The following is a 24,472-nucleotide window of genomic DNA, read 5'->3' on the forward strand; positions in this document are numbered from 1 at the left end:
CGGAATCGAGTCGTGCCGCTGGCCCCGCCCCGATACCGTGCGGCGATGGACAACCCGGCGGCCCGATTCCGCGATCCCACGTGGGAGTACACCCTGGTCGCCCTGGCCGGCCAGCCGATCGACGTGGTCTGCCCCCGCTGCGCGGCGCGCGCTCGGGTGATCACCCCGCCGGGCGCCGGGGCCCCGCTCGTCGCGGGGGTGGACGCCCAGGTGATCCTGGACGCGGCCGCCGCGGCGGATCGCCTGCGGCGCCTGGTCTGCTCGGCCTGCGGCTACACCCGGACCGCGTCGCCCCCGACCTCATCGCCCAGCAGGGGTGGCCCCGTCGACCCGTTCTTCCGGCAGCCCCTCTTTCTGACCACCCGGGTCCGTGGCCACCACCTGTGGGCCTACCATCGCCCGCACCTGGACCTGCTGACCCGGTTCATCGCCGCCGGCCTGCGCGAGCGCGGCCCGGGCGGCGGCTGTGTGATGTCCCTGCTCGAAAGACTCCCGCCCTGGATGAAGTCCGCCCGCAACCGCGACGACCTCCTGGCCGCCCTCGCCGATCTGGGCAAACGCCTCGACGGCTCCCGATGACCGGGGCCGGACGTCACCGGCCGGGCAGGCTCAGGCTGAGATAGGTCAGGTCGCGCAGCATCCCCGGCGCCAGGGGCAGGCCGGTGACGTGCTCGGCGAGCGCGAAGGCCCGCAGCGTGGCCTGCTCGTCGAAGTCCGCGTTTTCGTCACCCTCATCGGTCACGTCGAAGCCCAGCCGCACCATGTCGTCGAGCAGCGCATCCGGCTCGCTGCCCTCCCGATACCCCGGCGAGTCCGGGTTGAAGGACACCCGCACCTCACCGTCCTCCACCCAGAGGAACGCCGGGTCATGGTGCTCGGACTCGTAGACCACGGCCACGCTGGTGCCCTGGGACAGTGGCCGGTTGGCCGGCTCGAACAGCAGCCGCCCGCGGAACGCCTCGACGATGACCGCGCCGCCCGGCAGCTCGGCGACCGCGACGAACGGCGACCCCGCGGGAAGCTGCGCCAGCCCCCGCACCCAGGCGATCTCGGTGCCGCCCAGCCGGCCGGCGACCTGCGCCGCGGTCAGCCCGCGGGCGAAGGCCAGGCAGTAGTCGAGGCCGAGTTCGTCCTCGTGCACCGCGAAGCGCTCAAGATCCATTGCCGTAGCGTAAAGCGTGGGTACGACAACTTCGCTGCTGGAATGCGTGGCTGATTCTCGGAAATCTCCGCAACGGGCAGCGCGTCGTGACGGCGTGTGCCGGAGTGCGATACGCTCCGGCAACGATGTCGATCGATTGACTCGGGACGGCTGGGAGCGCTCCCGGTCGGCGCGTGGGGCAGGGTCAGGGAGAGTGTTGCGATGTCCGATGTCGTCTCGATCCGCGCGGGTGAAGCGGAGGGCGGCACCTCGGCGATGACGGCGCCGGACCCGGTCGGCGGCGGACCGCTCGGTGGACTGCGTCTCGTGGCGCCCGCCGTCGGGCTGTACCTGATGCTGCGCATGTTCAGCCTCGAAGTCATGTACGTGCTGGCCGGCTACGCCCACGCCCGGTCGCCGGGCCGGCAGGTCTACCCCGACGGCTCGATCAACAACCAGTGGCGCGGGTTCACCTCGTTCGCGGACGCGCTCGTCTCGTGGGACGGGCAGTGGTACATCAAAATCGCCGGGAGTGGCCTGGGCGGACCGGTCGGCGCCCTCGACCCCGACGGGGTGCCGTACGAACTGCGGCTCGCGTTCTTCCCGCTCTACCCCTGGCTCGCCCGCCCGCTGACCTACCTGCCGTTCGTCACGCCGGTCGCCGCGTGCCTGATCGTCTCGTTCCTGTCGGCCGTCGCCGCCGCCGCGGGCCTCTACCTCATCGGCCGACGCCTGCACGGTCACCGGGCCGGGCTGATGCTCGCCGCACTGTGGGCGGTCGTGCCCGCCGCCATGACGCAGAACGGCGCGTACACCGAGTCGCTCTTCACCGCCCTGGCGGTCTGGGCGCTGTACGCCGTGCTCACCGAACGCTGGCTGCTCGCCGGGACGCTCGCCGCGATCGGCGGGCTCAGCCGGCCCACCGCCGTCGCGCTGATCGGCACCGTCGGCCTGGCCGCGCTGGTCGCCGCGGTCAGTCGCCGGGGCGGCTGGCGGCCGTACGCCGCGATGCTGCTCGCCCCGCTCGGGCTGCTGGCCTACTTCGCGTTCGCGTCGGCCCGGCTCGGTGGCTTCACGAAGTACACCGAGATCCACCACAACACGTTCGGCGCGCGCTGGGACAACGGGGAGAACACCTGGGGGATGGTCTCGGACATCCTGATCGGGGTGGACGACGACAACGCCGCCAAGCCGATCCGGGTGCTGTCCCTGGTGATCCTGGCCGGCTTCATCGTGCTGCTCCTGCTGCTGGTCCGCCGCGCGCCGTGGCAGCTGACCGTTTTCGCCGCCGCGATGCTGGTGATGGCGACCGGCACGAGCACCCACATCTCGATGATCGGCCGGCACCTGCTGCCCGCGTTCCCGGTCCTGCTCGTCCCGGCCGTCCTGCTGGCCCGCGCCACGACGCGCGACCGGATCGTCGTGCTCGGCGCGCTCGCCCTGCTGTCCGGCTGGTACGCGGGCTGGCTCCCGTTCATCTCCGGCCAGGCGATCTGACGGAGAGCGCCGCCCGGCCACCCCGCAGGGATGAGGTGTGCGGCGGGCCGCTGAGCGACCGTTCGTGACATGGCTATCGACACGTTTCTGGTCTATGTAGGTGTTTACCCGACTGTGGAGTCCGCGATCAGCGACTACGACGCGGTCAAGTCGCTGCACCGGGACGCGGGTCTGATCGACGCGTACGACGCCGCGGTGCTGGAGCGGCGATCGGACGGCAAGACGAAGATCGTCAAGAAGCACGAGACCCCGACCCGCGCGGGTGGCGTGCTCGGCGGCAGCGTCGGCCTGGCCACCGGCCTGGTCGTGGCGCTGTTCCCGATCGCCGGGCTGGGCGGCGGCCTGCTCGCGGCGACCACCGGCGGCGGCGCGCTGGTCGGGGCGCTGGCCGGGCACGCGGCCGGCGGGATGAGCCGGCACGACCTCAAGGAGCTCGGCGAATACCTCGACGAGGGCCAGGCCGGGCTGGTCGTGGTGGCGGTCGCCGACATGGGTGCCAAGGTCGAGCGGGCGATGGTGCAGGCCGACAAGATCGCCACCCGCGACCTCAAGGCCGACCCGGAGGAGATCGAGCAGGACGCGCGGCTCGCGACCGCCTGATGTTCATCGACGGACATCATCCGGGGTGGAGGATGCCGGCCGCCATGACCTGGGGGAGCGTGGCGGCATGGCAGACAGCGGGCGCCGGATCGGCGCGGTTCGAGTACTCGCAATCCTGGTGATGGTCGCCGCGGGCATCCTGATCGTGGCCGGGGTGACGACCTACACGGTGGTCAGCACCACCCTCGCGAATCAGCACATCACGGTGTCCGACGACGCCGAGCACTTCGCCGGGCAGAAGGTCAACCAGCCCTGGGAGGCATACGCCCAGGCGAACGTGATCGCCAAGCACGCCAGTGACATGGCCGGCGGCAAGACCTACGCCGAGCTGCCGCGCGACGATCCCAACCGGAACTCCGTGATGAACGCGTCCTTCCTCCAGGCGTCGCTGTTCACCTCGGTCGTCGCGTTCGGCGTCGCCGCCCTGGCGGTCGGCCTGGGCGTCGTGTTCTTCCTGATCGCCATGGCCCTGAACCGGTTGTCCCGCCGCGACGTGGTCGCCGCCGCCACCTGACCTGCGAGCCCGCCGGTCCCGTGGCAGGCTGAGGCGGTGAGCAGTGACTTCGCGTTCTGGAAGACCGCCGTCAGCGTTCCGGAGGACACCTACGACAGTCTGGCCGAGGGATACAGCAATGGGCTGGAGCCGCACCCGGACGTCACCGCTTTCCGTGGTGAGCTGCTCAAACGCTGGCCCGACCTGGCCGACGTGCTGGAGCCGATCGAGCAGGACGTGATCGACGACCCGGACGACGGCGCCAAATACGTCCTGCTCACGCTCCCGCTGCGGATGCTGGACCGGCTGGACGGCATTTTCGAGCTGGCCGCGAAGTATCAGCTGCGCGGCTACAGCGGGGTGGCCGGCGAGGCGTTCTGACGCCACTGCGCCGGTGTCACCTCGTGCTCGGCGCGGAACCGCTTGATGAAATAGCCCGCGTCCGGATGGCCGACGCGGTGGCCGATCGCCGCGACCGTCAGATCAGTGTCGGTCAGCAGGCGGCGGGCCTGCTGCATGCGCCGCTCGGTGAGCCACTGCTGCACGGTGCGCCCGGTCTTGCGCCGCACCACGGTGGTCAGGTGTCCCGGGGTGAGTGCCAGCTCGGCCGCCACGTCGGCCAGTGAGATCGGCTCGGCGTACCGCCGCTCGATCACGTCGAAGACCGCGGCGAGCAGCGGCTCGTCCACCGGGCTCGGCGCGCCGGCCTGCCGGGCGACCGTGACCAGCAACAGGGTGAGGTGGGCGAGCGCCGCCTCCGGGTAGCCGGTCCGGCGTTCCCGCAGCTCGGCGTCGAGCGCGGCCACGGTGGCCAGCCAGGCCGGGCGCTCGGTGGCCGGGATGCGCAGCCGCTGCACCCGGTCGGCGCCGCCGGCGAACGGGAACAGCAGCGGATGCGCGCGCCACGACGCGGACACCCCGGTCCGGATCACGTCGGCCGGGAAGAAGATCGCCCAGCCGCTGTCGACGATCTCCGCGGCCGGCGCCGGGAAGGACAGCACCTGCCCCGGGGCGATGACGAACAGATCGCCGTCGGTCACTGACCAATCCCGGTCGTCGAGCACGAACGTGCCGCCGGCGCGCTCGGCGTAGAACAGCACCAGGAAGTCGTGGGTGTGGGTGTGCGGGCCGGGCAGGCTGCTCGGGACGAGCGGCTGTTCGGGCAGGCGGACGACCGACACCGGTGGCGTCCCGGGCGCGCGCCGGTAGACGGCGACCGGCACGCCGCCGCTGGTCCGCCCGGCCATCCGGGTCGGCCGGGCATGCGGCGGCGGATCCGAAGAATGTCCCATCCCCGCCACAGATCCGGCGATGTCACTGCTCCGCTCGCGCACGAGGCTGAGCGTACGACCGAATTTCGTACGATCACCAGAGCGGGAGTCGTCATGACCGAAACTGCCCGGCCGTACATCCCGGCGATGGGCCGGCACTGGATGCTGTTCCTCTACGACCCGTTCGCCCGGGTCACCCGGCTGTCCCGGGTGCACGGCGAGCTGCTGGACCGAGCCGGGGTGCGACCCGGCCAGACCGTTGTGGAGATCGGCTGCGGCCCCGGCGACGTGCTGATGCAGCTCGGCCGCCGGGTGCCCGGCGCCACGCTGATCGGCATCGACCCGGATCCGGCCGCGGTGCGCAAGGCCCGCCGCAAGGCCGCGCGACGCGGCCTCCAGATCAAGATCGAGCTTGCGTACGCCGATCAGCTGCCCCTGCCCGACAACAGCGTGAACCGGGTGCTGTCCTCGTACATGCTGCACCACCTCGATCCGGACCAGCAGGAGGCGGCGATGCGGGAGGCGCGGCGGGTGCTGGTGCCCGGCGGCGAGGTGCACGTGGTGGACGCCGACGGGACACCGCACGAGGGGTCCAGACGCCACCGGCACCCGCGGCTGGCCGGGCACACCCCCGCCCGCATCGGCGACGCGATGCGGGCGGCGGGCCTGACCGCCGTGACCGAGAACGGTCACGGCGAGCGCCCGGTCATCGGACGCTACGTCTTCCTCGCGGCCACCGCGTGAGGTCAGGACGGGTGGGTGTCCCAGAGGGCCATCGTGAGCGTTATCGCGTTGGCGCCGGCGGCCGGCTTCGCCACGGTGGAGTGCACCACGGTTTGCCCGGCCGTCGGACCGTCCCGTTTTGCTCGGGGCCACCGCGTGAGGTCAGGACGGGTGGGTGTCCCAGGCGGCCATGGTGAGCGTCACCGCGTTGGCGCCGGCGGCCGGCCTCGCCACGGTCAGGCGCACCACGGCCTGCCCGGGCATCGACGCGCTCGGCGTCATCAGGCAGTAGGTGTCCTCGGCGTTCAACTCGACCGTGGACCGCGACGGACTCCGTTCGAACGCGGCCGCGCAGTCGTCCGGTCCCACCGCCGCGCCGCGAACCGTGGTGGCCAGCACGTCATCACCGGCGTAGAGGTACAGCGACCCGGTCGACTCGGAGATCCGCACGTCCCCGCCGCCCTCCCCGTCCACCTTGAGGAACGGTTGCACCAGATCGATCGGCCGCGACTGCGCGTGCACCAGCGGCACGGTCACCTTCGCCGCCTGATAGATCACCCGGAACGGCACCCTGTCGGCTGTCGGCGGGCCGCCGCCGGGAAACCCGGTCGGCAGGAAAGAGCCGCCCGGGCCGGGCTCCGGCTTTGTCGTCGGTCCGCCCGGCACCCGCGTGCCGCGACCGTTTCCGGTGCGGGAGGCTGCGGGCCGCGTGGAGGCGGCCGGTGGCCCGGGTGCGGGCCGGATCAGCCCGGGTGCGGGGGCGCCGGGTGTGCGTGCGGGCCTCGGCCCGCCACCCGTGGCTCCGCCGCCCGCCGGAGACCCGCCCGCCGGAGACCCGCCCGCCGGAGACCCGCCGGCCGGGGATCCGCCTGCTAGGGATCCGCCTGCTAGGGATCCGCCTGCTAGGGATCCGCCGGCCGGGGATCCGCCTGCTAGGGATCCGCCGGCCGGGGACCCGCCCGTTGGGGACCCGCCCGTTGGGGACCCACCTGCTGGGGACCCGCCCGCTGGGGACCCACCTGCTGGGGACCCGCCCACTGGGGATCCGCCTGCCGGGAATCCGCCCGCGGTGAGACCGCCCGGTTTGCTGACGACGGTGCCGGACCCGGTCGCCGTCGTCAGCCCGGCGAAAGGCCCCCGGCCGCCGGCGATCGGTCCCGCTCCGCTGCCGGAGCCCGGGGCGCTCCCGAGGGCATCATGAGCGCCGCCGATGAAGCCCGGACCGCCGATGTAACCCGGAGCGCCGATGGAACCCGGACCGCCGATGAAACCCGGACCGCCGATGAAACCCGGACCGCCGACGAACCCCGGACCGCTGACGAACCCCGAACTGCCGACGAAACCCGGAGCTGCGATGGCGCCCGGAGCGCCGACCGAGTCGGGAGCACCGTCGACGGCGCCCGGAACACCGGCGACGAGACCTGCGACGCCGGCGGCCGGGTCGGAAGCGCCGGGCGTGACGTCGCGCGCCGAGCGGTAGACGTTCCCGGCGCCGTCGCCGAGCGGGCCGCCCGGCACGGTCCCGGGCGCCGGGGCCGCGGTGACCACGGGCGCCCGCGCCGGCAGCCGGTCCAGGCGCACCTGGGCCTGGGTCGACACCACACCGCCCACCAGCAGCGAGCCGACGACCAGCCCGGCGAACGCCAGGACCGCGGGACGCATCCGGTTCCGGGTGGTGGCGCGATCCGCTCGGCGGGGCGGGGGTAGTGCTCGGCGGCACGCTCCCGGCGTACCGAAAGCGGATTTTGTGGTCCTGGTCCTTCTGGCTCGCCGTTTGAGGTCGGCGAGCCCGGCCGGGGCGTCGAAGGTCATCCCGGCCACCGCCTGCCGCTCCGCCTCGGCCAGCAGCTCGCGTTCCTCGGGCGTCAACACCGGCCTATCCACGGTCGCCCTCCTTCCGGAGTTTCTCTCGCAACGTCTCGCGGGCGTGTTGCAGGTGGGTGCGCACCGTGGTGGCGCGGATGCGCAGCCGGTTGGCTATCTCGTTCGCGGTCCAGCCCTCGTCGAGCAGCAGGACCACGGTCTTCTGCTGGTCGGTCAGTCCCCGCACCAGGTCGAGGGCCTCGGTGTGCACGCCACCGTCGTCGGCGAAGCGCACGAACGGGCACAGCTCCTTGGGCAGATCGGTGGCCCGTCCGCGGGAGCGGCGCGCGTTGGTGACCGCGTTCTCCAGGGCGCGCGCGGCGTAGCGGAACCGGGCGTCGGGCGGCTGCGGATGCAGCATCGCCCACTGTTTGTAGACGCCGACCAGGGCTTCCTGGGCGGCGTCGGCCGCGTCCTCCCGGCTCAGTCCGCGCAGGACGGCGCGGCCGACGAACCGCGGGTAGGTCTCCCGGTAGAACAGTGCGAAGCTGCCCTCCCGGGTGCGCTCGGACGAGGCCGGATGATCCCCGTCCTCGTCCGGCGCCTCGGTGCTCGCCAGGGTCACCATGACGCCCGGCCCGATCTGCCGCCGCCGCGGCGCCAGGTCACCCGGATCTCCAGAGATGAGCGCTGCCGCTGGACGCGGCCGCGTTCCCCGGTCCGGACGGGATGGCGGTTGCCGCCCTCGCCGCCCAGCCCGGTCGTCACCAAGCTGATGAGATGGCCGATCAGCGCACTGATCAACGGCCCCCAAATGTCCACGTTTCCCCCGTGACTCCTGCTCGGGCGGAGACGCTGGTCCTGTCCCCACCTCTGCTGGGATAAACGGAGTTACCTGGCAAAACGTCTAAAGCGCCCACCGAAAAGTGCTGGAGGCCTGCGGGCGCGCGAGGTCTAGAAGTCGTCGAGGGCGGGGGACTCGCCGGCGTCGTCAGCGGCCAGCAGGGCCGCGAAGCGGTCCGACGGCATGATGCGCAGGCCGAGCTCCTCCGCCTTGGCGGCCTTGGAGCCGGCGCCGTCGCCGACCACGACCAGGTCGGTGCGCTTGGAGACCGAGCCGGACGACTTGCCGCCCAGCCGCTCCACGGCCTCGTTGCCCTCGGTGCGGGTCAGGCCCGGGACCGAGCCGGTGACCACCACGGTCATCGGGGAACCGTCCGGTTTCTGCAGCGGGAGGTGCGCGCCCTCGACGACAGTGGAGCGTTCCGCATAGGGCGTCACGCCGGGCTCGACCATATTGATCCCGCGCTCGGTCAGCTTGGCGATCACCGGGGCCAGGTCGGCCAGCTCGGCGGCGATCGTCGCGGCCCGCTCCGGGCCGACCGCCTCCACCTCCTGCAACTGCTCGACGGTCGCGGCGCACAGTGCGTCCATCGACCCGAAGTGCCGGGCCAGCCGCCGGGACATCGACCGGCCGGTCATCCGGACGCCGAGGCCGGTCAGCACGCGCGACAGCGGCTGCTTCTTGGAACCCTCGATGTTCGCCAGGAGTTTCGTCGCCGAGGTGCGGCCCATCCGCTCCAGCTGGGCGACCGCGTCCAGGTCCAGGGTGTAGAGGTCGGCCGGGTCGGTGACCATGCCGGCCGCGACCAGGGCGCGGATCACCTTGTCGCCGAGGCCCTCGATGTCCATCGAGTCGCGCGCCGCGAAATACGCCAGGGACTCGGTGGCGCCGCAGGCCCGGCCCTGGGTGCAGCGCCAGCGTTTCTGCGAGCGGTCGATCTCGCCGCCGCAGCGCGGGCAGACCTCGGGCGCCGCGAACGGCACCGCGTCCGCCGGGCGCTCGTCGAGCTTGGCCCCGGTGATCTCCGGGATCACCTCGCCGGCGCGGCGGACGAAGACGGTGTCGCCGACCCGCACGTCGCGGCGCACCAGGTCGTCGAAGTTGTGCAGGGTCGCCGACGTGACGGTCACGCCGCCGACCTGCACGGCCTGGATCACCGCGACCGGCGTGATCACCCCGGTCCGCCCGACCTGCACGTCGATGCCGAGCAGCTTGCTGGTGCGGGTGTCGGCGGGGAACTTGTAGGCGATGGCCCAGCGCGGCGCCCGGCTGGACGACCCGGCGGCGTCCCGGTCGGCGGGGGAGTCCGCCTTGATCACCACGCCGTCGATGTCGAAGCCGAGCTTGTCGCGCAGCGCGCCGAGCGAGGCGATCGCGGCGACCAGCTCGTCCACGGTCGTGCACACCGCCATGCCGGCCGCCGACCCGCCGGTGGTGGACACCCCCAGCTCGGCGATCGCGGCCATCGCGGCGCTGTGCGTGAGGCCCTCGCCGCCGGGCAGGTCGTGAACCGCGTACGCCAAGAAGGAGAGCGGGGCCAGATAGGCCCGGTCCTGCGCGCGGAGCGTGCCGGCCGCGGCGTTGCGCGGGTTGGCGAACGGTGCGCCGCCGTGCGCCGTGCGCAGCTCGTTGGCCTCGGCGAAGTCGGCGTCGGTCATGAAGACCTCACCGCGGACCTCGACCGTCACCGGCCTGGTCAGCTCGGCGGGCAGACCGGCGACCGACCGGGCCTGCGCGGTCACGTCCTCCCCGGCGCGGCCGTCGCCACGGGTGGCGACCTGCACGAGGCGGCCGTCCACATAACGCGCGGCGATCGCCATGCCGTCAATCTTGGGCTCGACCGTGTAACCGGCGGCGGGGCGGCCGATCACCCGGTCCAGGCGGGCGGCCCAGGCGCGCAGCTCCTCCTCGTCGAACACGTTGGCCAGGCTCAGCATCGGGGTGCTGTGCTCGACGTCGCCGACCACGCCGCCGCCGGCCGCGACCACCTGGGCGGGGGAGCCGGCCACCACCCAGCCGGGCTGCGCCTGCTCGGTCGCGGTGACCCGGGCCAGCAACGCGTCGTAGGTCGCGTCGTCCATGGCGAGGTCGGTGCCCTCGTAATACGCCGCGGCGGCGCCCCGGATCCGCTCTGTCGCCGCGCGATAGTCGTCAGCGGTGCCGAACGGCGCGGCGTGCGCGGCGTCGACGACGGGGGCGATCTCGGGCTCGGTAGGCATCTCGTACTCGCTTCGTCCGGTCTCTTGTGACAATGACCTTGATACAGGAGGGCTATGACAATTTCTGTGGTGGTGGTCGACGACGAGGAAGTGGTGCGGTCCGGGCTGCGGATGATCCTCGGCGCGGCGCCGGACCTCGAGGTCGTCGCGGCGACCAGCGGGGCCGGCGCGGTGGACGCGGTCCGCGAGCACCGCCCCGACGTCGTGCTGCTCGACATCAGGATGCCGGACGTGGACGGCCTGACCGTGCTGGCGCGGCTGAGGAGTCTGGACGAGCCGCCGGCGATCGCGATGCTGACCACGTTCGACGCCGACGAGTACGTGATGACCGCCCTGCGCGAGGGCGCCGCCGGCTTCCTGCTCAAGGACACCGACCCGGAGGACATGGCGAACCTGGTCCGTACCCTCGCCTCGGGTGGCGTGGTGTTGTCGCCGGCCGCCTACCGGACCATGTGGCGCACCCTGGACGACGACCGGTGAGCCGCCGGCGGAAACTGATCCAGGCGGCCCTGGTCGCGGTCGCCGCCTTCGACGTCTGGTTCGGGCTCGGTCACGACAAGGCGCTGGACATCAGCATCGGCGTGGTGGCCTGCGTCGCGGTCCTGTTCCGGCACCGGTTCCCGCTGGTGGCGTTCCTGCTCACGGTGCCCGCGGTGCTGACCCAGGCGGCCCTGGTCGCCCCGTTCGCCACGCTGTACAGCTACTCGGCGCAGTCCCGGAACCGGCGGCGGCTGATCGGCTGCGCGGTGGTGGCGGCGCTGGCCGCGGCGGTGCCGTCGCCGCTCGCCGACGACCCGGTCTGGGACAGCGGGAACATCGTCACCTTCGGCTACGCGCTGGGCACCGCGGTCCTGCCGATCCTGCTCGGCCAGCTCGTGCAGACCCGGTACGACCTGCGGCAACGCATCGTGGAGATCGAGCGGGCCAAGGAGAAGGAGCGGGTCCGGCACGCCGAGGCGGTGCTCGCCCGGGAGCGCGCGCAGTTGGCTCGGGAGATGCACGACGTGGTGTCGCACCAGGTCAGCCTGATCGCGGTGCAGGCCGGCGCGTTGCAGGTGGTGTCCGCGGATCCGGCGGTCAAGGAGGCGGCTCGCACCATCCGGCGGCTCAGCTCCGGGACGCTCGACGAGCTGCGCGGCATGGTCGCGCTGCTGCGCGCGTCCAGCGAGGGGCACACGCCGCTGACCCCGCAGCCCACGCTCGCCGACCTGCCCGCGCTGATCGAGGCGAGTGGCATCAAGGTGGAGTTCGAGGGCGACCTGGACACGGAGGTGGGCACACCCGCGCAACGGGCGCTCTACCGGACCGTGCAGGAGGCGCTGACGAACGTACGGAAACATGCCCCTGATGCCAGTGCGGAGGTCGAACTGTGGCGGGACGACGCGCATGTCGGCGTCACCGTGACCAACAGCCCACCGTCCCGGCCGGCGTTGCCGCTCCCCGGCAGCCACCTGGGCCTGATCGGGCTGCGCGAACGCGCGGAGCTGCTGCACGGGACCGTCGAGTCGGGCCACACCGAGGACGGCGGTTTCCGGGTGCGGATGCGGCTGCCGCTGTCAGGCGACGTGGTCCAGGAGCCGTAGCGCGCGGTGCACGTGCCCCTGCGTCTCGGCCAGGGCCCGCCCGGCGATCTCCGCGGTGGTGCCGGCGATCAGCGTGACCACCGCGACCTTCGCGTCGCCGCCGGCCGCCCGCAACGCCTCACGGCAGCGCTCCTGGTCGGCGCCGGTCGCCTCGGCCAGGATCCGCAGCTGCCGGTCGCGCAGCTTGGCGTTGCTGGCCAGCATGTCGGTCATCAGGTTCGAGTACGTCCGGCCGAGCCGCACCATGGTCGCCGTGGAGAACGCGTTGAGCACCAGTTTCTGCGCGGTCCCGGCCTTCATCCGGGTGGATCCGGTGAGCACCTCCGGCCCGGTGTCCGGCGCGACGTGCACGTCCACGGCCGCCGCGATCGGCGACGCGGGGTTCGCCGAGACCAGGACGGTCCGCGCGCCTCGCGACCGCGCCGCGGCAAGAGCGGCTTTGACGTACGGCGTCCGCCCGCTCGCCGTGACCCCGACCACGAGATCACCGGCCACCACGTCACCGGCCGCCGCCGCACCCGCCACCTCGTCGTCCTCGGCCGCCTCGGACGGCAGCGTCAGCGCCCGCGTCCCGCCGGCGATGTGCGCCACCACCCGCCCCGGCTCCAGCCCGAACGTGGGGATCAGCTCGGCCGCGTCCAGCACCGCGATCCGTCCCGAGGTGCCCGCCCCGACGTAGTGCACCCGGTGGCCGCCGGCCAGCGCGGCCACCGCGAGGTCGACCGCGGCGGCCAGCTCGGGCAGCACGGTCGCGACCGCGATCGGGACCTGCCGGTCCTCGGCGTTGATCAGGTGGAGCAGTTCCAGGGTGGGCATCCGGTCGATCGAGGCGCTGCGCGGGTTGCGCTGCTCGGTCCGCGACAGCGGCACCTCGTCCACGGGCCTCACCCGCGACCACCACGCTCGTCGGCGGAGCGGCGTCGCTCGGTGTCGATCCGTCTGCCGCGGACGGCCGTGTACGTGACGTCGAGGGCCGCCCGGGTCTGCTGGTAGGTCCGCTGCGCGACGCCGACGAACACGCAGTCGATCACGGTGAGCTGGGCGAGGCGGCTGGCCATCGCGCCGGACCGGAACGTGGTCTCCCGCGCCGCGGTGGTCAGCACCAGGTCGGCGACCCGGGTGATCGGCGACTTGGGGAAGTTGGTGAGCGCGACCAGGCGGGCGCCGTGCCGTCCGGCCTCGGCGAACGCGTCGATGGTGTCGCTGGTGGTGCCGGTGTGCGAGATGCCGAACGCCACGTCCCGCTCGTCGAGCAGGGCGGCGCTGGTCAGGGCCAGGTGGGTGTCGCTCCAGGCGTACGCGATCCGGCCGATCCGGTGCAGTTTCTGCTGGAAGTCCTGTGCCACGAAGGCGCTCGCGCCGACCCCGTAGATGTCCACCCGGCGAGCGCCGGCGACCAGGCCGACGACCTGCTCCAGCACCGCGACGTCGATCTGCGAGGCGGTCTCCTCGACCGCCCGGGCGTCCGCGAAGGCGATCTTCTTGACCACCTGGGCCAGGTCGTCGGTCTCGCTGATGTCGCTGCCCACCGGCTCGTCGGCGAGGCTGCGCCCGGCCTGCCCGGCGCCCGCCTCGGCGGCCAGCGTGAGCCGCAGCTCGGAGTATCCGGCGAAGCCCATCGCCCGGCAGAACCGGATCACCGTGGTCTCGCTGGAACCGGCCCGCTCGGCGAGGTCGGTGATGGTGAGCCGGGACGCGGTGGCCGCCTCGTCGATGATCACCTGGGCCACCCGCTGCTCGGCCGGGGACAGCGACGGCAGCAGGCCGCGGGCGCGAACCACCGTCTCGGCCGATGGTGGGGAGGGTGGCAGGCTGCGCTTTCGGCCAGTCATGGAGAAAATTTTCCTTTGCTCGGCTCGGTTGGTCAATATTCTTCACCTATGAGCGCGATGGTGATCGGAGTCGATGCGGGCGCCACGACCACGCGGTGTGTGGTCGCCACCCTCGACGGCGTCGTGGCCGGCCGGGGTACGGCCGGGGGCGCGAACGGCAACAGCAGCGGGGGCGAGGTGCGCGCGGCACTCGGGGTTGCGCTGGCCGCGGCGTTGGGCACGGTTGATCGTACGGCGGTGCGGTGTGGCGTCCTCGGGGCGGCCGGGTCGGCCGGCGCCGGCCGGGAGAGGTTCCGGGCGGCGGCGTGGCAAGCATGGCAGGACGCCGGGCTCGCCGGGGAGCTGGTGACGGTGACCGATCTGGAGGTGGCGTTCGCGGCCGGGACCGCCCGGTCGGACGGGGTGTTGCTGCTGGCCGGGACCGGGGCGCTGGCGGCGCGGTTCACCGAGGGGAAGGTGGAGCATCGCTGTGACGGCTACGGGTGGATGCTCGGTGACGAGGGGTCGGCCGTCTGGATCGGCGTGCGGGCGTTGCGGGCGGTCCTCGCCGCGCTCGACGGGCGCGGTGAGGCGACCGCCCTGGTCGACGACGTGCGAAATCATTTCACGATCAAGCCGGATAAGACGGAAGAGGAAGCTCAAGCGGTCGTCTATTCCGCTTTCGCCGTCCCGCCCGCTGAGCTGGGCCGGCTCGCGCCCCTGGTCAGCGAGGCCGCGGAGAGAGGTGATCCGGTGGCGACGAGGATCTGCGCCAAGGCCGCCGACCGGCTGCTGCACACCTACGACAGCGTCGGCCCGGGCGGCGACGTCACCGTCCTCGCCGGATCGGTGCTGCTCAACCCGGGGCCGGTCAGCCGAGCGGTGCGTGCCGGACTGCTGACACGCACCGCCACCCCGCCCCGCCCGGCGCTCGATGGCGCCGGCGGGGCTGCCGCGCTCGCCGTCGGGCGGCTCACCGGCACCCCCGTGCCCCCGGTGGTGCACGCCCGGCTGACCGGCTCCGCTCGCCACCCCACGACTCATGACCCGAGCCGGGGGTAGAGCAGATACGGTCGCCTCTGCCGGTCGAACGCGGCCAGCTCGGCCGCCCAGGCACCGACCACCTCGTCGGTCGTGGCGCCCGCGTCGATCATCGTGCGCAGCCGCGCCGACCCGGTGAGCAGGTCGATCCAGTACTTGACGCCGTCCACCCGCCAGGCGAACGCGTCCTCCCCGCGCGCCTCGACCAGCATCCCGACCGCGGTCCGGATCGGATCGAACGTCGCCTGATCGGTCACCTTCACCTCGACCCCGGCGCACAGGCGGCCGGCGAACTTGTTGAACGTCGGGGTGAAGTACGCCTCGCGGAACTCCACGCCGGGCAGGTTCAGCGCGGCCACCCGGTCACCCCAGCGGTAGTCGAAGCCGGGCCCGCCGATCAGCTCGAACGGCCGGGTGGTGCCGCGCCCCTCGGAGAGCGACGACACCCCCTCGATCATGCCGGTCCCCGGGTAGACCACCGCGGTGTCCGGGGTGGGCATGTTCGGGCTGGGCAGCACCCAGGGCAGGTCGGTGTCACCGGCCCGCAGCCGCCCGGCCCATCCGGTGCAGGCGATCACCTCCAGGTGGACCGAGCCGGACAGGAACTCGCCGTTGTAGAACCGGGCCAGCTCGCCGACGGTCATCCCGTGCTGCTGCACGATCTTCAGCCGGCCCACCCCGGAGGTGTAGCCGTCGGTCATCATCGGGCCGTACGCGCGCCCGCCGATCGGGTTGGGCCGGTCCAGCACGACGTAGCGCAGGCCGAGCTGGGCGGCCGCGGCCATCGAGTCGTACAGCGTGTAGATGTAGGTGTAGAAGCGGGCGCCGACGTCCTGGATGTCGAAGACGACCGTGCGCACCCCGGCCGCGGTGAACATCTGCGTCCACCTGGCCTGCGACGCCAGGTACGCGTCGTAGACGGTGAGGCCGGTGCGGGCGTCGGTGCCGGTGCCTTCGCTGCCGCCGGCCTGCGCCGAGCCGCGGAAGCCGTGCTCCGGGCCGAAGACGCCGCCGATGGTGACGCCGTCGGCGTGCATCCGGTCGACCAGGTGGCGGTACTCGCGGTCGACGGCGGTCGGGTTGGAGACGACGCCGATCCGCTCACCCCGCACCGCCGCCCAGCCGCTCGCGGCAAGCTGATCCATGCCGGTCCTGACCGGCAGGTGCGGGAAGAGGCCGGGCTTGGCGGCGCCGGTGGCGAGGGCGGCGCCGCCGGCCAGGAACCCTCTGCGGTTCACCTGACGCTCCAGGTCAGGCCGTGGCCGTACGGATAGATGCCGGGAATCTCGACCGGCAGCTTGCCGCGCGGGGCGGACGTGCCGGTGATGACCTTGGCCAGGGACCGCATGGACACCGCGGTGGAGCTGTAGGTGGCCAGATAGGTCCGCGCCGACGGGAACCGGACGAGGTCGTAGGGGTTGCGGACGGCCACCACGACGATCGGCTTCCCGGTCGCGAGCAGCGCGTCGACCAGGGTTTGCTGGGCGGATCCGGCGCTCACGCTGGTGGTGAGCACGACGGTCAGGTCGTGGTTCCGGGCCGCCGCCACCGCGTCGGCGGGCGAGGTGGTGACCAGGGGATCGGCGCCCAGGGCGGTGGCCAGGGAGGTCGCCGCGCTCGCCCCGGTGACCAGGATCGACTTGCCGGTGGCATCGTAGGGGAGCAGTCCGTCGTCGTTGCGGATCGCCGTCACGGTCCGGTCGGTGACGGACTGAGCGATCGTCAGGTGTTCCGCCGATCCCACCGACGCCTCGGCGGCAGCGGGGTCGAGCGGAGTCCACTTGAGCAGACCACGCTTCTGCTTGAGCGCCAGGATCCGGCGTACGGATTGATCGATCCGCTCCTCGGTCAGCTCCCCGGAGGCCACCGCGCCGAGCACCGCTTGATACGCCACGTCGAACTTGGGCGGCATCAGCAGCATGTCCGCACCGGCCTTGAGCGCCAGCACCGGCACCCGCTCGTCCCCGTACTTCTCCCGGACCCCGGCCATCTCCAGCGAGTCGGTGACGATCACCCCGCGGTAGCCGAGCTCGTTGCGCAGCAGCCCGGTGAGGATCGGCGGGGACAGCGTGGCCGGATCCCCGGACGGGTCGAGCGCCGGCACCACGATGTGCGCGCTCATGATCGCGTCCACCCCCGCGGCGATCGCGGCCTTGAACGGCGGCGCGTCGATCGTCTCCCACTCGGCCCGGGTGTGCGTGATCACCGGCAGTCCGGTGTGACTGTCCGTGGCGGTGTCGCCGTGGCCGGGGAAGTGCTTGGCGGCCGCCGACGTGTTGGCGCCCACCTGGAAGCCGAGGATCTGGCCGGCGGTCATCGCCGCGACCAGTTTCGGCTCGCTGCCGAACGAGCGGACGCCGATCACCGGGTTGGCCGGATTCACGTTGACGTCGGCGTCCGGCGCCCACGCCTGGTTGATCCCGACGGCGCGCAGCTCCTGGCCGGTGACCTGCCCGGTGCGGTACGCGTCGACCGGGTTGCGACCGGCGCCGAGCGCCATCCCGCCCGGGAACTGGGTGGCCGGAGCCGGCATCCGCGAGACCACGCCGTGCTCCTGGTCGGTGGCGATGGTGAGGGGCACGCCCTCAGCGGCCGCCTGTAGTCCGTTGCTGAGCGTAGTGACCTGGCGGATGTTCTGGAGGCTGTTCGTCCAGGCGAAGTAGATCACTCCACCCAAGTGGTACTTCCGGACCACTTCGGCCGGTGTGTCGACGCCGTACAGCCGACGGTTGTCAGGTGACGCGGTGGTCGCGTCGTTTCCGTAGACGTAGGTGGTGAAAAGCTGGCCGACCTTCTCGGGGAGTGTCATCCGGGCGAGGATGGCATCGATGGACGACGATGCGTGAGCCGGCACGACGGGGAGCGCCACGCCGAGGAGGGCGAGGGCGAGGAGGGCGACGGGACGCGTTCGCATGGTGCCCGAAGGTAGCCGGGTCACCGTTGCATGGCAATAACCTTCGCTCCCCTTGCGAGTTGTGAAGGAAACATTCATCCTCAACGGGATCGACGTATGGAGAGGCGTTGATGATCAGACTAGTGCTCAGCATGGTTGCCGGCCTCGTCACCGGCCTGCCCGCGGTCACCCCGGCCGACCTCCACTTCCGCCACGACGTGCTGCGACCCGGCACCGCGCGCCAGGCCGGCCTGCTGCCGGACCGGGTCGCGGCGCTGCCCGGCATCGCCGCGTCGTACCTGGAGCCGACCCTCGACCACCCCGGCCACCCGGCCTACGCGGGGGCCACCGTGCTCGCCGCGCACCACGGCGTGGTGGTCTCCCGGTTCGCGGTCGGCGACGCGGTCCGCTACGCCGCGGGCGCCTCCGGGATCGTCGAACTGCCACCCGAGCAGCGCGTCCCGGCCCGCACCGACACGCTCTGGGACCTCGCCTCGATCTCCAAACTGTTCACCACCATCGTGGTGCTCCAGCAGGCCGAGGCCGGCACGGTGGACCTGGACGCGCCGGTCGCCACGTACGTGCCGGAGTTCGCGGCCGGCGGCAAGGCGTCGATCACCCCGCGGCACCTGCTCACCCACACCTCCGGGCTGCCCGGGTTCCTGCCGTTCTACTCCCGGTACCCGACGCCGGAGGCCCGTCTCGCCGCCGCGCTCGCCACGCCGGTCGGCGCCGGGACCACGCCCGGCAAGCAGTATGTCTACTCCGACATCGGCCTGATCTCGCTCGGCGTGCTGGTCGAGCGGGTCACCGGCAAGGGCCTGGCCGACGCGGTGCACGACGGCGTCACCGGGCCGCTGCGGATGCGCGACACCGGCTACAACCCGGGCCCGGAGCTGCGCGACCGGACCGCCGCCACCGAGTACCAGCCCTATGTGAACCGGGGGATGGTCCGGGGCGAGGTGCACGACGAGAACGCCTGGTCGCTGGGCGGGGCAGCCGGGCACGCCGGGGTCTTCTCCACCGCCGACGACCTGGCGATCCTCTGCCAGACGCTGCTCGACGGCGGCACCTACCGGGGGCACCGGATCCTGAGCACGCCGATGGTGCGCCAGGCGCTGGTCAACTACAACGCGGAACTGCTGCCGCAGTACTCGGACAGCGCCCGGGGCCTCGGCTTCGAGCTGGCCAAGCACTGGTACATGGACGGGATGACCTCGCCGGTCAGCTTCGGGCACACCGGGTTCACCGGCACGTCCGTGGTGATCGACCCGCTCGACCAGTCGTTCCTGATCCTGCTCAGCAACCGGGTGCATCCGGACCGCGCCTGGGGCAGCAACAACGTGGCCCGGCGCGCGCTCGCCCGGGCGTTCGCGGCGGCTCACCCGATCGCGGCGCTGCCCGGCGGGCATCCGTGGCGCACCGAGACGCGCGACGGCGCCGACCTCACGCTGACCGCGCCGCTGCGGGTTCCGGCGGGCGAGCGGGCGCGCGGTTCGTTCCTTTTCTGGTACGACACGGAGCCCGCGTACGACACGATCCGTCTCGAGTCGTCGGCCGACGGGTCGAGCTGGACGCCCGTACCGATAGCTCTGCCCGGTCTCGAACCGCGGGCCCAGCTCTCCGGGTTCGGCGGGCGGCACTGGTGGCCGGCCACGATCGCGGTCCCGGCCGGCGCCACGCGACTGCGCTTCACCTACCACACCGACGCCGGCTCGCAGGGCCGCGGCGTGCTTGTCGACCGTCTCCGGGTGTTCGAGCCCGGCGCGATCCTCGTCGACGCGCGGACCACGTTCGCCGCCGACGGTTGGCACCTCTGAACGGGAGTTGAGACATGACATATGGGATCAGCCGGCGCGGGCTTCTCCAGGGCGCGGCGGGGGTCGCGGCCGTGAGCGCGCTCGGCGGGTGCGCCATGGGCGGTGGTGACGACGCGACGGACTCCGGTAGCAAGGGCGAGGTCACCGCGAACAATCCGCTCGGCGTGAAGGCGGACGCGCCACTCGAAGTGGTGATCTTCAACGGTGGTTTCGGCGAGGAGTACGCCAAGGCGCACGAGGCCATGTACAAGCAGCGTTACCCGGAGGCGGAGATCAAGCACTCGGCCACCCAGCAGATCGCCGAGACGCTCCAGCCGCGGTTCGTCGCCGGTGACCCGCCCGACGTGGTGGACAACTCCGGCGGCAGCCAGATCGACTTCAACGGCCTGGTGTCGCAGGGCGCGCTGACCGACCTCGGTGAGCTGCTCGACGCGCCCAGCCTGGACGACCCGTCGAAGAAGGTGCGCGACACGCTGCTGCCCGGGATCGTCGACGTCGGGTCGTACGACGGGAAGTTCCTCACGCTGAACTACGCGTACTCGGCGTACGGCATCTGGTACTCGCAGAAGCTGTTCGACGCCAAGGGCTGGGCGTACCCGAAGACCTGGCCCGAGATGATCGCCCTGTGCAAGAAGATCAAGGCGGCCGGGATCGCGCCGTGGGCGTACACCGGCGTGCACGCCCGCTACATGAGCTGGCCGATCCTGACCGCGGCCGCGAAGTTCGGCGGCATCGAGGTGATCAAGGCGATCGACAACCTGGAGCCGGGCGCCTGGAAGAGCGACGCGGTGCGGGCGGCGGCCGAGGCGTACTACCAGCTGGCGGTGGACGGGTTCGTCCAGCCGGGCGCCGAGGGGATGGACCACATCCAGGCGCAGACCGAGTGGGCTCGCGGGCACGCCGCGTTCATCTCCTGCGGCTCGTGGCTGGAGAACGAGATGAAGGCGGTCACCCCGCCGGACTTCGCGATGGCCGTCGCGCCGACGCCGAGCCTCACCACCGGCGACAAGATGCCGTACGAGGCGTTCCGCGGCACCGGGAGTGAACCGTTCATCGTCCCGGCCAAAGGCAAGAATGTCCGGGGTGGCATGGAATACCTTCGCGTCATGCTCTCCAAGAAGGCCGCCGCCGACTTCACCACCAAGGTCAGCAGCCTCACCGCCGTCACCGGCGCCGCACAGGGCCTGACGCTCGGTCCCGGCCTGACCTCGGTGACCAGGCTGATCGAGGCGTCCGGCGGCTCCGCGTTCACCTGGCTGTACTCCACGTATTACCGCAAGCTGGAGCGCGAGCGGGTCAACGCGGCCACCCTGGAACTGCTCACCAAGCGGATCAACGCGGCCCAGTGGTGCGACAAGGTGCAGAAGTCCGCCGACGAGTTCGCCGCCGACCCCGCGGTCAAGAAGTACAAGCGGGCCTGACGTGCGAGGCAAGCGGCTGTTCATCGCCGTCTTCCTGCTCCCGCCCCTGCTGCTCTACGGCATCTTCGTGGTCTCGCCGTACGCGCAGGCGTTCCAGATCTCCGGCACGAACTGGAGCGGGCTGTCCCCGACGTACGAGTTCGTCGGCCTGGACAACTTCACCCGGCTGCTCGGCGACGGGTACTTCTGGACCGCGCTGCGGCACAACGGACTGCTGCTCGTGCTGCTGCCGGTGGCGACGATCCTGCTCGGGCTCTTCTTCGCCTCGATGATCAGTGTGGGCGGCCGCGCCGACCGGGTGGGCGTGCACGGCGTACGCGGAGCCGGTTTCTATCGGGTCGTCTATTTCTTCCCGCAGGTGTTGTCGGTGGCCATCATCGGCGTGCTCTGGAAGCAGATGTACGCCCCGACCACCGGAATGATCAACGGTTTCCTCCGGGGCATCGGGCTGGACGGCCTCGCCGTCGCCTGGCTCGGTGACCCCCGATTCGCGTTCTGGTGCGTGCTGGCCGTGCTCGTCTGGATGAACGTCGGCTTTTACGTCGTCCTGTTCAGTGCGGCCATGCAGTCCATTCCCCGCGACCTTTACGAGGCCGCGCTGCTGGACGGGGCCAACCGGCTCACCACCCTGGTCCGGATCACCGTTCCGCTGGTCTGGGACACCATTCAGGTCGCCTGGGTCTACCTGGCGATCATCGCGATCGACGGTTTCGCCATCGTGCAGATCATCACCGACGGCGGTCCCGGTTCGGCGTCCGACGTGGTCGGTCTGCGGCTCTACAAAACGGCATTCGCCGACGGCCGATTCGGCTACGCGTCGGCGATCGGTGTCGCGATGTTCTTCCTGACCCTGACGGTGGCCGTCATGTTCCTGCGGGTGACCCGGCGCGAGAGGGTGGAGTTGTGACGGCTGTGCTGACTCCGGTGGCTGCGGAAACAGTCGAGGAGGCCGCGTCGCCCTCCCCGCGCCGGACATTCTCCGTCTTTTCCCATGCCTTCCTGATCGGCTGGGCGCTGCTGACCACGTTGCCGCTGGTCTGGGCGGTGCTCAGCTCGTTCAAGAGCGACAACGAGATCCTCACCAGCCCGTGGGGCCTGCCCTCCGAAGTGCGCTGGGAGAACTGGGTCCGGGCCTGGGGCGAGGCGCACATCGGCCGCTATTTCCTGAACAGTGCCGTCGTGGTCACCGGCGCGCTGACGCTGACCATGCTGTTCGGCGCGATGGCCGCATATGTGCTGGCGCGCTATCAGTTCCGCGGCCGCCGGATCGTCTATTTCGCCTTCGTCGGCGGCATGATGTTCCCGGTCTTCCTGGCCCTGGTCCCGCTCTTCTTCGTGGTCCGCAATCTGGGCCTGCTCGGCACCCTGCCCGGCCTCACCCTGGTCTATGCGGCCTATTCACTGCCATTCACCGTCTTCTTCCTGACGGCGTTCTTCCGCACCCTGCCCACCTCGGTCGCCGAGGCCGCCATGGTCGACGGGTGCGGCCACTTCGGCCTGTTCTTCCGGGTCATGCTCCCGATGGCCCGCCCCGGCCTGGTCAGCGTCGCCATCTTCAATTTCCTGTTCCAGTGGAACCAGTACATCCTGCCGCTGGTCCTGATGCAGGGCGCCGGCGCGGAGAACAAATGGGTGCTCGCCCAGGGCCTGGCCGCCCTCGCGGTCAACGAGGGCTATCAGGGCGATTTCAGCGGCCTGTTCGCCGGCATGACCATCGCCATGCTCCCGGTCCTCATCGCCTACCTGATCTTCCACCGCCAGTTCCAGTCCGGCCTCTCCGCCGGCCAACTCCGCTGACTGTTTGTTTTCGTCGTCGCGCCCCACGAATCAACATCCATCGCTTAAGATCACCGCCCTGAGGTAGTCCACTCTGGAATTTCGCGGCCACGGGGGCTCGCGTGACGGCGGGGGGCCGGATGGATGGCAGTGATCGGAAGCAACCCGAAGTGCGACTGCTCGGCCCGGTCGAGCTCGTCCACCCCGACGGCGTCCGGGTCGAGTTGCAACTGCAGAGCCGCAAGGTGCTCGCCCTGTTGATCACGGCGGCCGGCCGCCCGGTGGCCACCGGGCAACTGGTCCGCTGGATCTGGGGCGAGGACGGCATTCCGTCACACGCGCCGCAGATGGTGCGCTCGCACATCCGGACGCTGCGCGGCGCCCTGCGCGACGGCGCCGGGCGGATCCTGACCACCGGCTCGGCCGGCTACCGGATCGCCCCGGACGGGTGCACCGTCGACGCCGGCCGGTTCCGGGGGCTGCTCAGCCAGGCCCGCCAGCGCCTGCCGCGCGACGTGCCCGCCGCCCTCCGGCTGGCCCGTGCCGCGCTCGACCTGTGGCGGGGCACCGAGGCCATGCCGGACATGAACGGCGTGCGGCCGCTGCGTGCCGAGGCGGTCCATCTGGAGGAGCAACGCTGCCAGGCGGAGGAGATGGTGGTGCTGGGCAGCCTGATCTCCGGCCGGGCCGAGCACGTGCTGCCGCGGGCCCGCAGGCTGACCGAGCTGTATCCGAAACGAGAACGGTTCTGGCTGCAACTCATGGTCGCCGAGGCGCTCAGCGGCCGGCTCGTGGAGGCGACCACGATCACCTTCTGGCGGGCCCGGCGCGACCTGGTCGAGGAGACCGGCCTGCACGCGGCCGGCCTCGACGCCCTGCAGCGAGAGCTGCTCAGCGGCACCTGCTCGGCGGATCGACTCCTGGAGGTGGTCACCCGGCGTCATCAAGGCATTGCTTGGCGTGACTTACGCCGCGATGACCTCGCAACCTACGCCGCAGCCGCAGGCTTCTCGGCATCGGAGCCGCTCGGCTCCGCCGGGGGATAGGAGGCGAATTGCCACAGAGCAGCTTGACGGTGCGCTGGGCGCGGGGGGTGGCGGCGGCCGCGTTGGTGTCCGGCGCCGTTCTCTTCGGGACCGCGATGCCGGCCTCGGCGAACGTCAACTTCAACGGCACCTGTGAGGCCTCGGAGGCCTGCGTCTTCGACTGGGACTACTTCGAGGGTCCGCGCTGGGACTACGAGGGCACTGACACCAACTTCTCCAACAACTACTATCCGGACACCACGAAGTACGGCGCGGGTCCGCCGCTGAACGACTCGGCGGAGGGCCTGCACAACTTCGGCCTCTCCTGCACCGCCGTGTTCGGTCAGAACGCCGGCGGCGCCTCGGCCAGCGGCTGGAAGGTCAGGCACCTTCCCGGCAAGGGCGACGGCCTCCCGGCCGACCGGGAGAACCGGGTCTCTTCGCTCTACTGGGAGTGCTGACCAGCACCAAACGTCCGGGCAGGGGCGGTTCGTGCCGTCCCTGCCCGGCA

24 protein-coding genes are annotated in these 24,472 nt (G+C 71.7%); 15 read left to right on the top strand and 9 right to left on the bottom strand.

The window, feature by feature from the left end:
* The first annotated feature begins 45 nt into the window (after positions 1–45).
* The gene (locus tag Aiant_RS38270) at positions 46–579 is read left to right on the top strand and encodes a TFIIB-type zinc ribbon-containing protein (RefSeq protein WP_189336043.1); all 534 of its coding nucleotides are present in this window, start codon (positions 46–48) and stop codon (positions 577–579) included.
* A 13-nt stretch (positions 580–592) separates the two neighbouring features.
* Here Aiant_RS38270 and Aiant_RS38275 read toward each other — a convergent pair whose 3' ends face one another.
* Positions 593–1,162, bottom strand: a complete 570-nt coding sequence (locus Aiant_RS38275) for a DUF6461 domain-containing protein (protein ID WP_189336044.1) — start codon at positions 1,160–1,162, stop codon at positions 593–595.
* Positions 1,163–1,363: 201 nt separating this feature from the next.
* Here Aiant_RS38275 and Aiant_RS38280 point away from each other — a divergent pair, with 201 nt between their 5' ends.
* The 4 genes from Aiant_RS38280 (at position 1,364) to Aiant_RS38295 (ending at position 4,112) form a co-directional block, all read left to right on the top strand.
* Positions 1,364–2,638 (top strand): glycosyltransferase family 39 protein, encoded by a 1,275-nt coding sequence (locus Aiant_RS38280; protein ID WP_229831362.1) that lies wholly within the window; start codon positions 1,364–1,366, stop codon positions 2,636–2,638.
* 69 nt (positions 2,639–2,707) lie between these two features.
* Positions 2,708–3,238 (top strand): DUF1269 domain-containing protein, encoded by a 531-nt coding sequence (locus Aiant_RS38285; protein ID WP_189336045.1) that lies wholly within the window; start codon positions 2,708–2,710, stop codon positions 3,236–3,238.
* A gap of 67 nt (positions 3,239–3,305) precedes the next feature.
* Positions 3,306–3,752 (top strand): aromatic ring-opening dioxygenase LigA, encoded by a 447-nt coding sequence (locus Aiant_RS38290; RefSeq protein ID WP_189336046.1) that lies wholly within the window; start codon positions 3,306–3,308, stop codon positions 3,750–3,752.
* 36 nt (positions 3,753–3,788) lie between these two features.
* Complete coding sequence (locus tag Aiant_RS38295; protein WP_189336047.1) at positions 3,789–4,112, top strand: hypothetical protein; 324 nt, start codon at positions 3,789–3,791, stop codon at positions 4,110–4,112.
* Here Aiant_RS38295 and Aiant_RS38300 read toward each other — a convergent pair.
* The gene (locus Aiant_RS38300; RefSeq protein WP_425322731.1) at positions 4,082–4,954 is read right to left on the bottom strand and encodes an AraC family transcriptional regulator; all 873 of its coding nucleotides are present in this window, start codon (positions 4,952–4,954) and stop codon (positions 4,082–4,084) included. The two genes, Aiant_RS38295 and Aiant_RS38300, sit on opposite strands and share 31 nt — an antisense overlap.
* Before the next feature lie 162 nt (positions 4,955–5,116).
* Here Aiant_RS38300 and Aiant_RS38305 point away from each other — a divergent pair, with 162 nt between their 5' ends.
* On the top strand, positions 5,117–5,746 hold the full coding sequence (locus Aiant_RS38305) for a class I SAM-dependent methyltransferase (RefSeq protein ID WP_229831363.1): 630 nt from the start codon (positions 5,117–5,119) through the stop codon (positions 5,744–5,746).
* A gap of 141 nt (positions 5,747–5,887) precedes the next feature.
* Here the strand turns inward: Aiant_RS38305 and Aiant_RS38310 are convergent, their stop codons facing one another.
* The 3 genes from Aiant_RS38310 to ligA all read right to left on the bottom strand — a co-directional run bounded on the left by Aiant_RS38310 (position 5,888) and on the right by ligA (position 10,591).
* Complete coding sequence (locus Aiant_RS38310) at positions 5,888–6,283, bottom strand: hypothetical protein (protein WP_189336049.1); 396 nt, start codon at positions 6,281–6,283, stop codon at positions 5,888–5,890.
* 1,318 nt (positions 6,284–7,601) lie between these two features.
* Positions 7,602–8,156, bottom strand: a complete 555-nt coding sequence (locus tag Aiant_RS38315) for an RNA polymerase sigma factor (RefSeq protein ID WP_189336050.1) — start codon at positions 8,154–8,156, stop codon at positions 7,602–7,604.
* Between the two features lie 326 nt (positions 8,157–8,482).
* Positions 8,483–10,591, bottom strand: coding sequence for an NAD-dependent DNA ligase LigA (gene ligA, locus Aiant_RS38320; RefSeq protein WP_189336051.1), 2,109 nt, complete (start codon positions 10,589–10,591; stop codon positions 8,483–8,485).
* A 54-nt stretch (positions 10,592–10,645) separates the two neighbouring features.
* Between ligA and Aiant_RS38325 the strand changes: the two genes are divergently transcribed.
* Positions 10,646–11,071: a response regulator gene (locus Aiant_RS38325; protein ID WP_189336052.1), complete on the top strand. Its 426-nt coding sequence runs from the start codon at positions 10,646–10,648 to the stop codon at positions 11,069–11,071.
* The gene (locus tag Aiant_RS38330; RefSeq protein ID WP_189336053.1) at positions 11,068–12,174 is read left to right on the top strand and encodes a sensor histidine kinase; all 1,107 of its coding nucleotides are present in this window, start codon (positions 11,068–11,070) and stop codon (positions 12,172–12,174) included. Before Aiant_RS38325 ends, Aiant_RS38330 begins: the two co-directional genes overlap by 4 nt.
* Here the strand turns inward: Aiant_RS38330 and murQ are convergent.
* Positions 12,148–13,062, bottom strand: a complete 915-nt coding sequence (murQ, locus tag Aiant_RS38335) for an N-acetylmuramic acid 6-phosphate etherase (protein WP_189336054.1) — start codon at positions 13,060–13,062, stop codon at positions 12,148–12,150. The genes Aiant_RS38330 and murQ overlap by 27 nt on opposite strands.
* Positions 13,059–14,006 carry a MurR/RpiR family transcriptional regulator gene (locus tag Aiant_RS38340; RefSeq protein ID WP_189336055.1) on the bottom strand — a complete coding sequence of 316 codons (948 nt, stop codon included), beginning with the start codon at positions 14,004–14,006 and terminating at the stop codon, positions 13,059–13,061. Before Aiant_RS38340 ends, murQ begins: the two co-directional genes overlap by 4 nt.
* A 48-nt stretch (positions 14,007–14,054) precedes the next feature.
* Between Aiant_RS38340 and Aiant_RS38345 the strand changes: the two genes are divergently transcribed.
* On the top strand, positions 14,055–15,047 hold the full coding sequence (locus Aiant_RS38345) for an N-acetylglucosamine kinase (RefSeq protein ID WP_212846660.1): 993 nt from the start codon (positions 14,055–14,057) through the stop codon (positions 15,045–15,047).
* Here Aiant_RS38345 and Aiant_RS38350 read toward each other — a convergent pair.
* Positions 15,026–16,264: an exo-beta-N-acetylmuramidase NamZ family protein gene (locus Aiant_RS38350; RefSeq protein ID WP_212846661.1), complete on the bottom strand. Its 1,239-nt coding sequence runs from the start codon at positions 16,262–16,264 to the stop codon at positions 15,026–15,028. The genes Aiant_RS38345 and Aiant_RS38350 overlap by 22 nt on opposite strands.
* Positions 16,261–17,940 (bottom strand): glycoside hydrolase family 3 protein, encoded by a 1,680-nt coding sequence (locus tag Aiant_RS38355; protein WP_189336056.1) that lies wholly within the window; start codon positions 17,938–17,940, stop codon positions 16,261–16,263. The genes Aiant_RS38350 and Aiant_RS38355 overlap by 4 nt, the downstream gene beginning before the upstream one ends.
* Positions 17,941–18,050: 110 nt before the next feature.
* Here Aiant_RS38355 and Aiant_RS38360 point away from each other — a divergent pair, with 110 nt between their 5' ends.
* From Aiant_RS38360 to Aiant_RS38385, 6 genes are all read left to right on the top strand, one after another.
* Entirely contained in the window at positions 18,051–19,739 is a 1,689-nt protein-coding gene (locus Aiant_RS38360) for a serine hydrolase domain-containing protein (RefSeq protein WP_189336057.1), read from the top strand.
* 14 nt (positions 19,740–19,753) lie between these two features.
* Positions 19,754–21,160, top strand: coding sequence for an N-acetylglucosamine/diacetylchitobiose ABC transporter substrate-binding protein (gene ngcE, locus Aiant_RS38365; RefSeq protein WP_189336058.1), 1,407 nt, complete (start codon positions 19,754–19,756; stop codon positions 21,158–21,160).
* Between the two features lies 1 nt (position 21,161).
* A complete protein-coding gene (locus Aiant_RS38370; protein ID WP_189336059.1) occupies positions 21,162–22,067 on the top strand; it encodes a carbohydrate ABC transporter permease in 906 nt (301 codons plus the stop codon).
* Positions 22,064–22,957, top strand: coding sequence for a carbohydrate ABC transporter permease (locus Aiant_RS38375; RefSeq protein WP_189336060.1), 894 nt, complete (start codon positions 22,064–22,066; stop codon positions 22,955–22,957). The genes Aiant_RS38370 and Aiant_RS38375 overlap by 4 nt, the downstream gene beginning before the upstream one ends.
* Before the next feature lie 149 nt (positions 22,958–23,106).
* Positions 23,107–23,982: an AfsR/SARP family transcriptional regulator gene (locus tag Aiant_RS38380; RefSeq protein WP_189336061.1), complete on the top strand. Its 876-nt coding sequence runs from the start codon at positions 23,107–23,109 to the stop codon at positions 23,980–23,982.
* Positions 23,983–24,011: 29 nt separating this feature from the next.
* Positions 24,012–24,422 (top strand): hypothetical protein, encoded by a 411-nt coding sequence (locus Aiant_RS38385; RefSeq protein WP_189336062.1) that lies wholly within the window; start codon positions 24,012–24,014, stop codon positions 24,420–24,422.
* Positions 24,423–24,472: the final 50 nt, after the last annotated feature.

Origin of the sequence: Actinoplanes ianthinogenes (assembly GCF_018324205.1) — a bacterium.
Lineage (GTDB): Bacteria > Actinomycetota > Actinomycetes > Mycobacteriales > Micromonosporaceae > Actinoplanes > Actinoplanes ianthinogenes.

What these genes read in the sequence shown, in the direction of transcription:
- Aiant_RS38270 (WP_189336043.1), top strand. Translation starts at nt 46, where the DNA reads ATGGACAACCCGGCGGCCCGATTCCGCGATCCCACGTGGGAGTACACC.
- Aiant_RS38275 (WP_189336044.1), bottom strand. Translation starts at nt 1,162, where the DNA reads ATGGATCTTGAGCGCTTCGCGGTGCACGAGGACGAACTCGGCCTCGAC.
- Aiant_RS38280 (WP_229831362.1), top strand. Translation starts at nt 1,364, where the DNA reads ATGTCCGATGTCGTCTCGATCCGCGCGGGTGAAGCGGAGGGCGGCACC.
- Aiant_RS38285 (WP_189336045.1), top strand. Translation starts at nt 2,708, where the DNA reads ATGGCTATCGACACGTTTCTGGTCTATGTAGGTGTTTACCCGACTGTG.
- Aiant_RS38290 (WP_189336046.1), top strand. Translation starts at nt 3,306, where the DNA reads ATGGCAGACAGCGGGCGCCGGATCGGCGCGGTTCGAGTACTCGCAATC.
- Aiant_RS38305 (WP_229831363.1), top strand. Translation starts at nt 5,117, where the DNA reads ATGACCGAAACTGCCCGGCCGTACATCCCGGCGATGGGCCGGCACTGG.
- Aiant_RS38315 (WP_189336050.1), bottom strand. Translation starts at nt 8,156, where the DNA reads ATGGTGACCCTGGCGAGCACCGAGGCGCCGGACGAGGACGGGGATCAT.
- ligA (WP_189336051.1), bottom strand. Translation starts at nt 10,591, where the DNA reads ATGCCTACCGAGCCCGAGATCGCCCCCGTCGTCGACGCCGCGCACGCC.
- Aiant_RS38325 (WP_189336052.1), top strand. Translation starts at nt 10,646, where the DNA reads ATGACAATTTCTGTGGTGGTGGTCGACGACGAGGAAGTGGTGCGGTCC.
- Aiant_RS38340 (WP_189336055.1), bottom strand. Translation starts at nt 14,006, where the DNA reads ATGACTGGCCGAAAGCGCAGCCTGCCACCCTCCCCACCATCGGCCGAG.
- Aiant_RS38345 (WP_212846660.1), top strand. Translation starts at nt 14,055, where the DNA reads ATGAGCGCGATGGTGATCGGAGTCGATGCGGGCGCCACGACCACGCGG.
- Aiant_RS38355 (WP_189336056.1), bottom strand. Translation starts at nt 17,940, where the DNA reads ATGCGAACGCGTCCCGTCGCCCTCCTCGCCCTCGCCCTCCTCGGCGTG.
- Aiant_RS38360 (WP_189336057.1), top strand. Translation starts at nt 18,051, where the DNA reads ATGATCAGACTAGTGCTCAGCATGGTTGCCGGCCTCGTCACCGGCCTG.
- ngcE (WP_189336058.1), top strand. Translation starts at nt 19,754, where the DNA reads ATGACATATGGGATCAGCCGGCGCGGGCTTCTCCAGGGCGCGGCGGGG.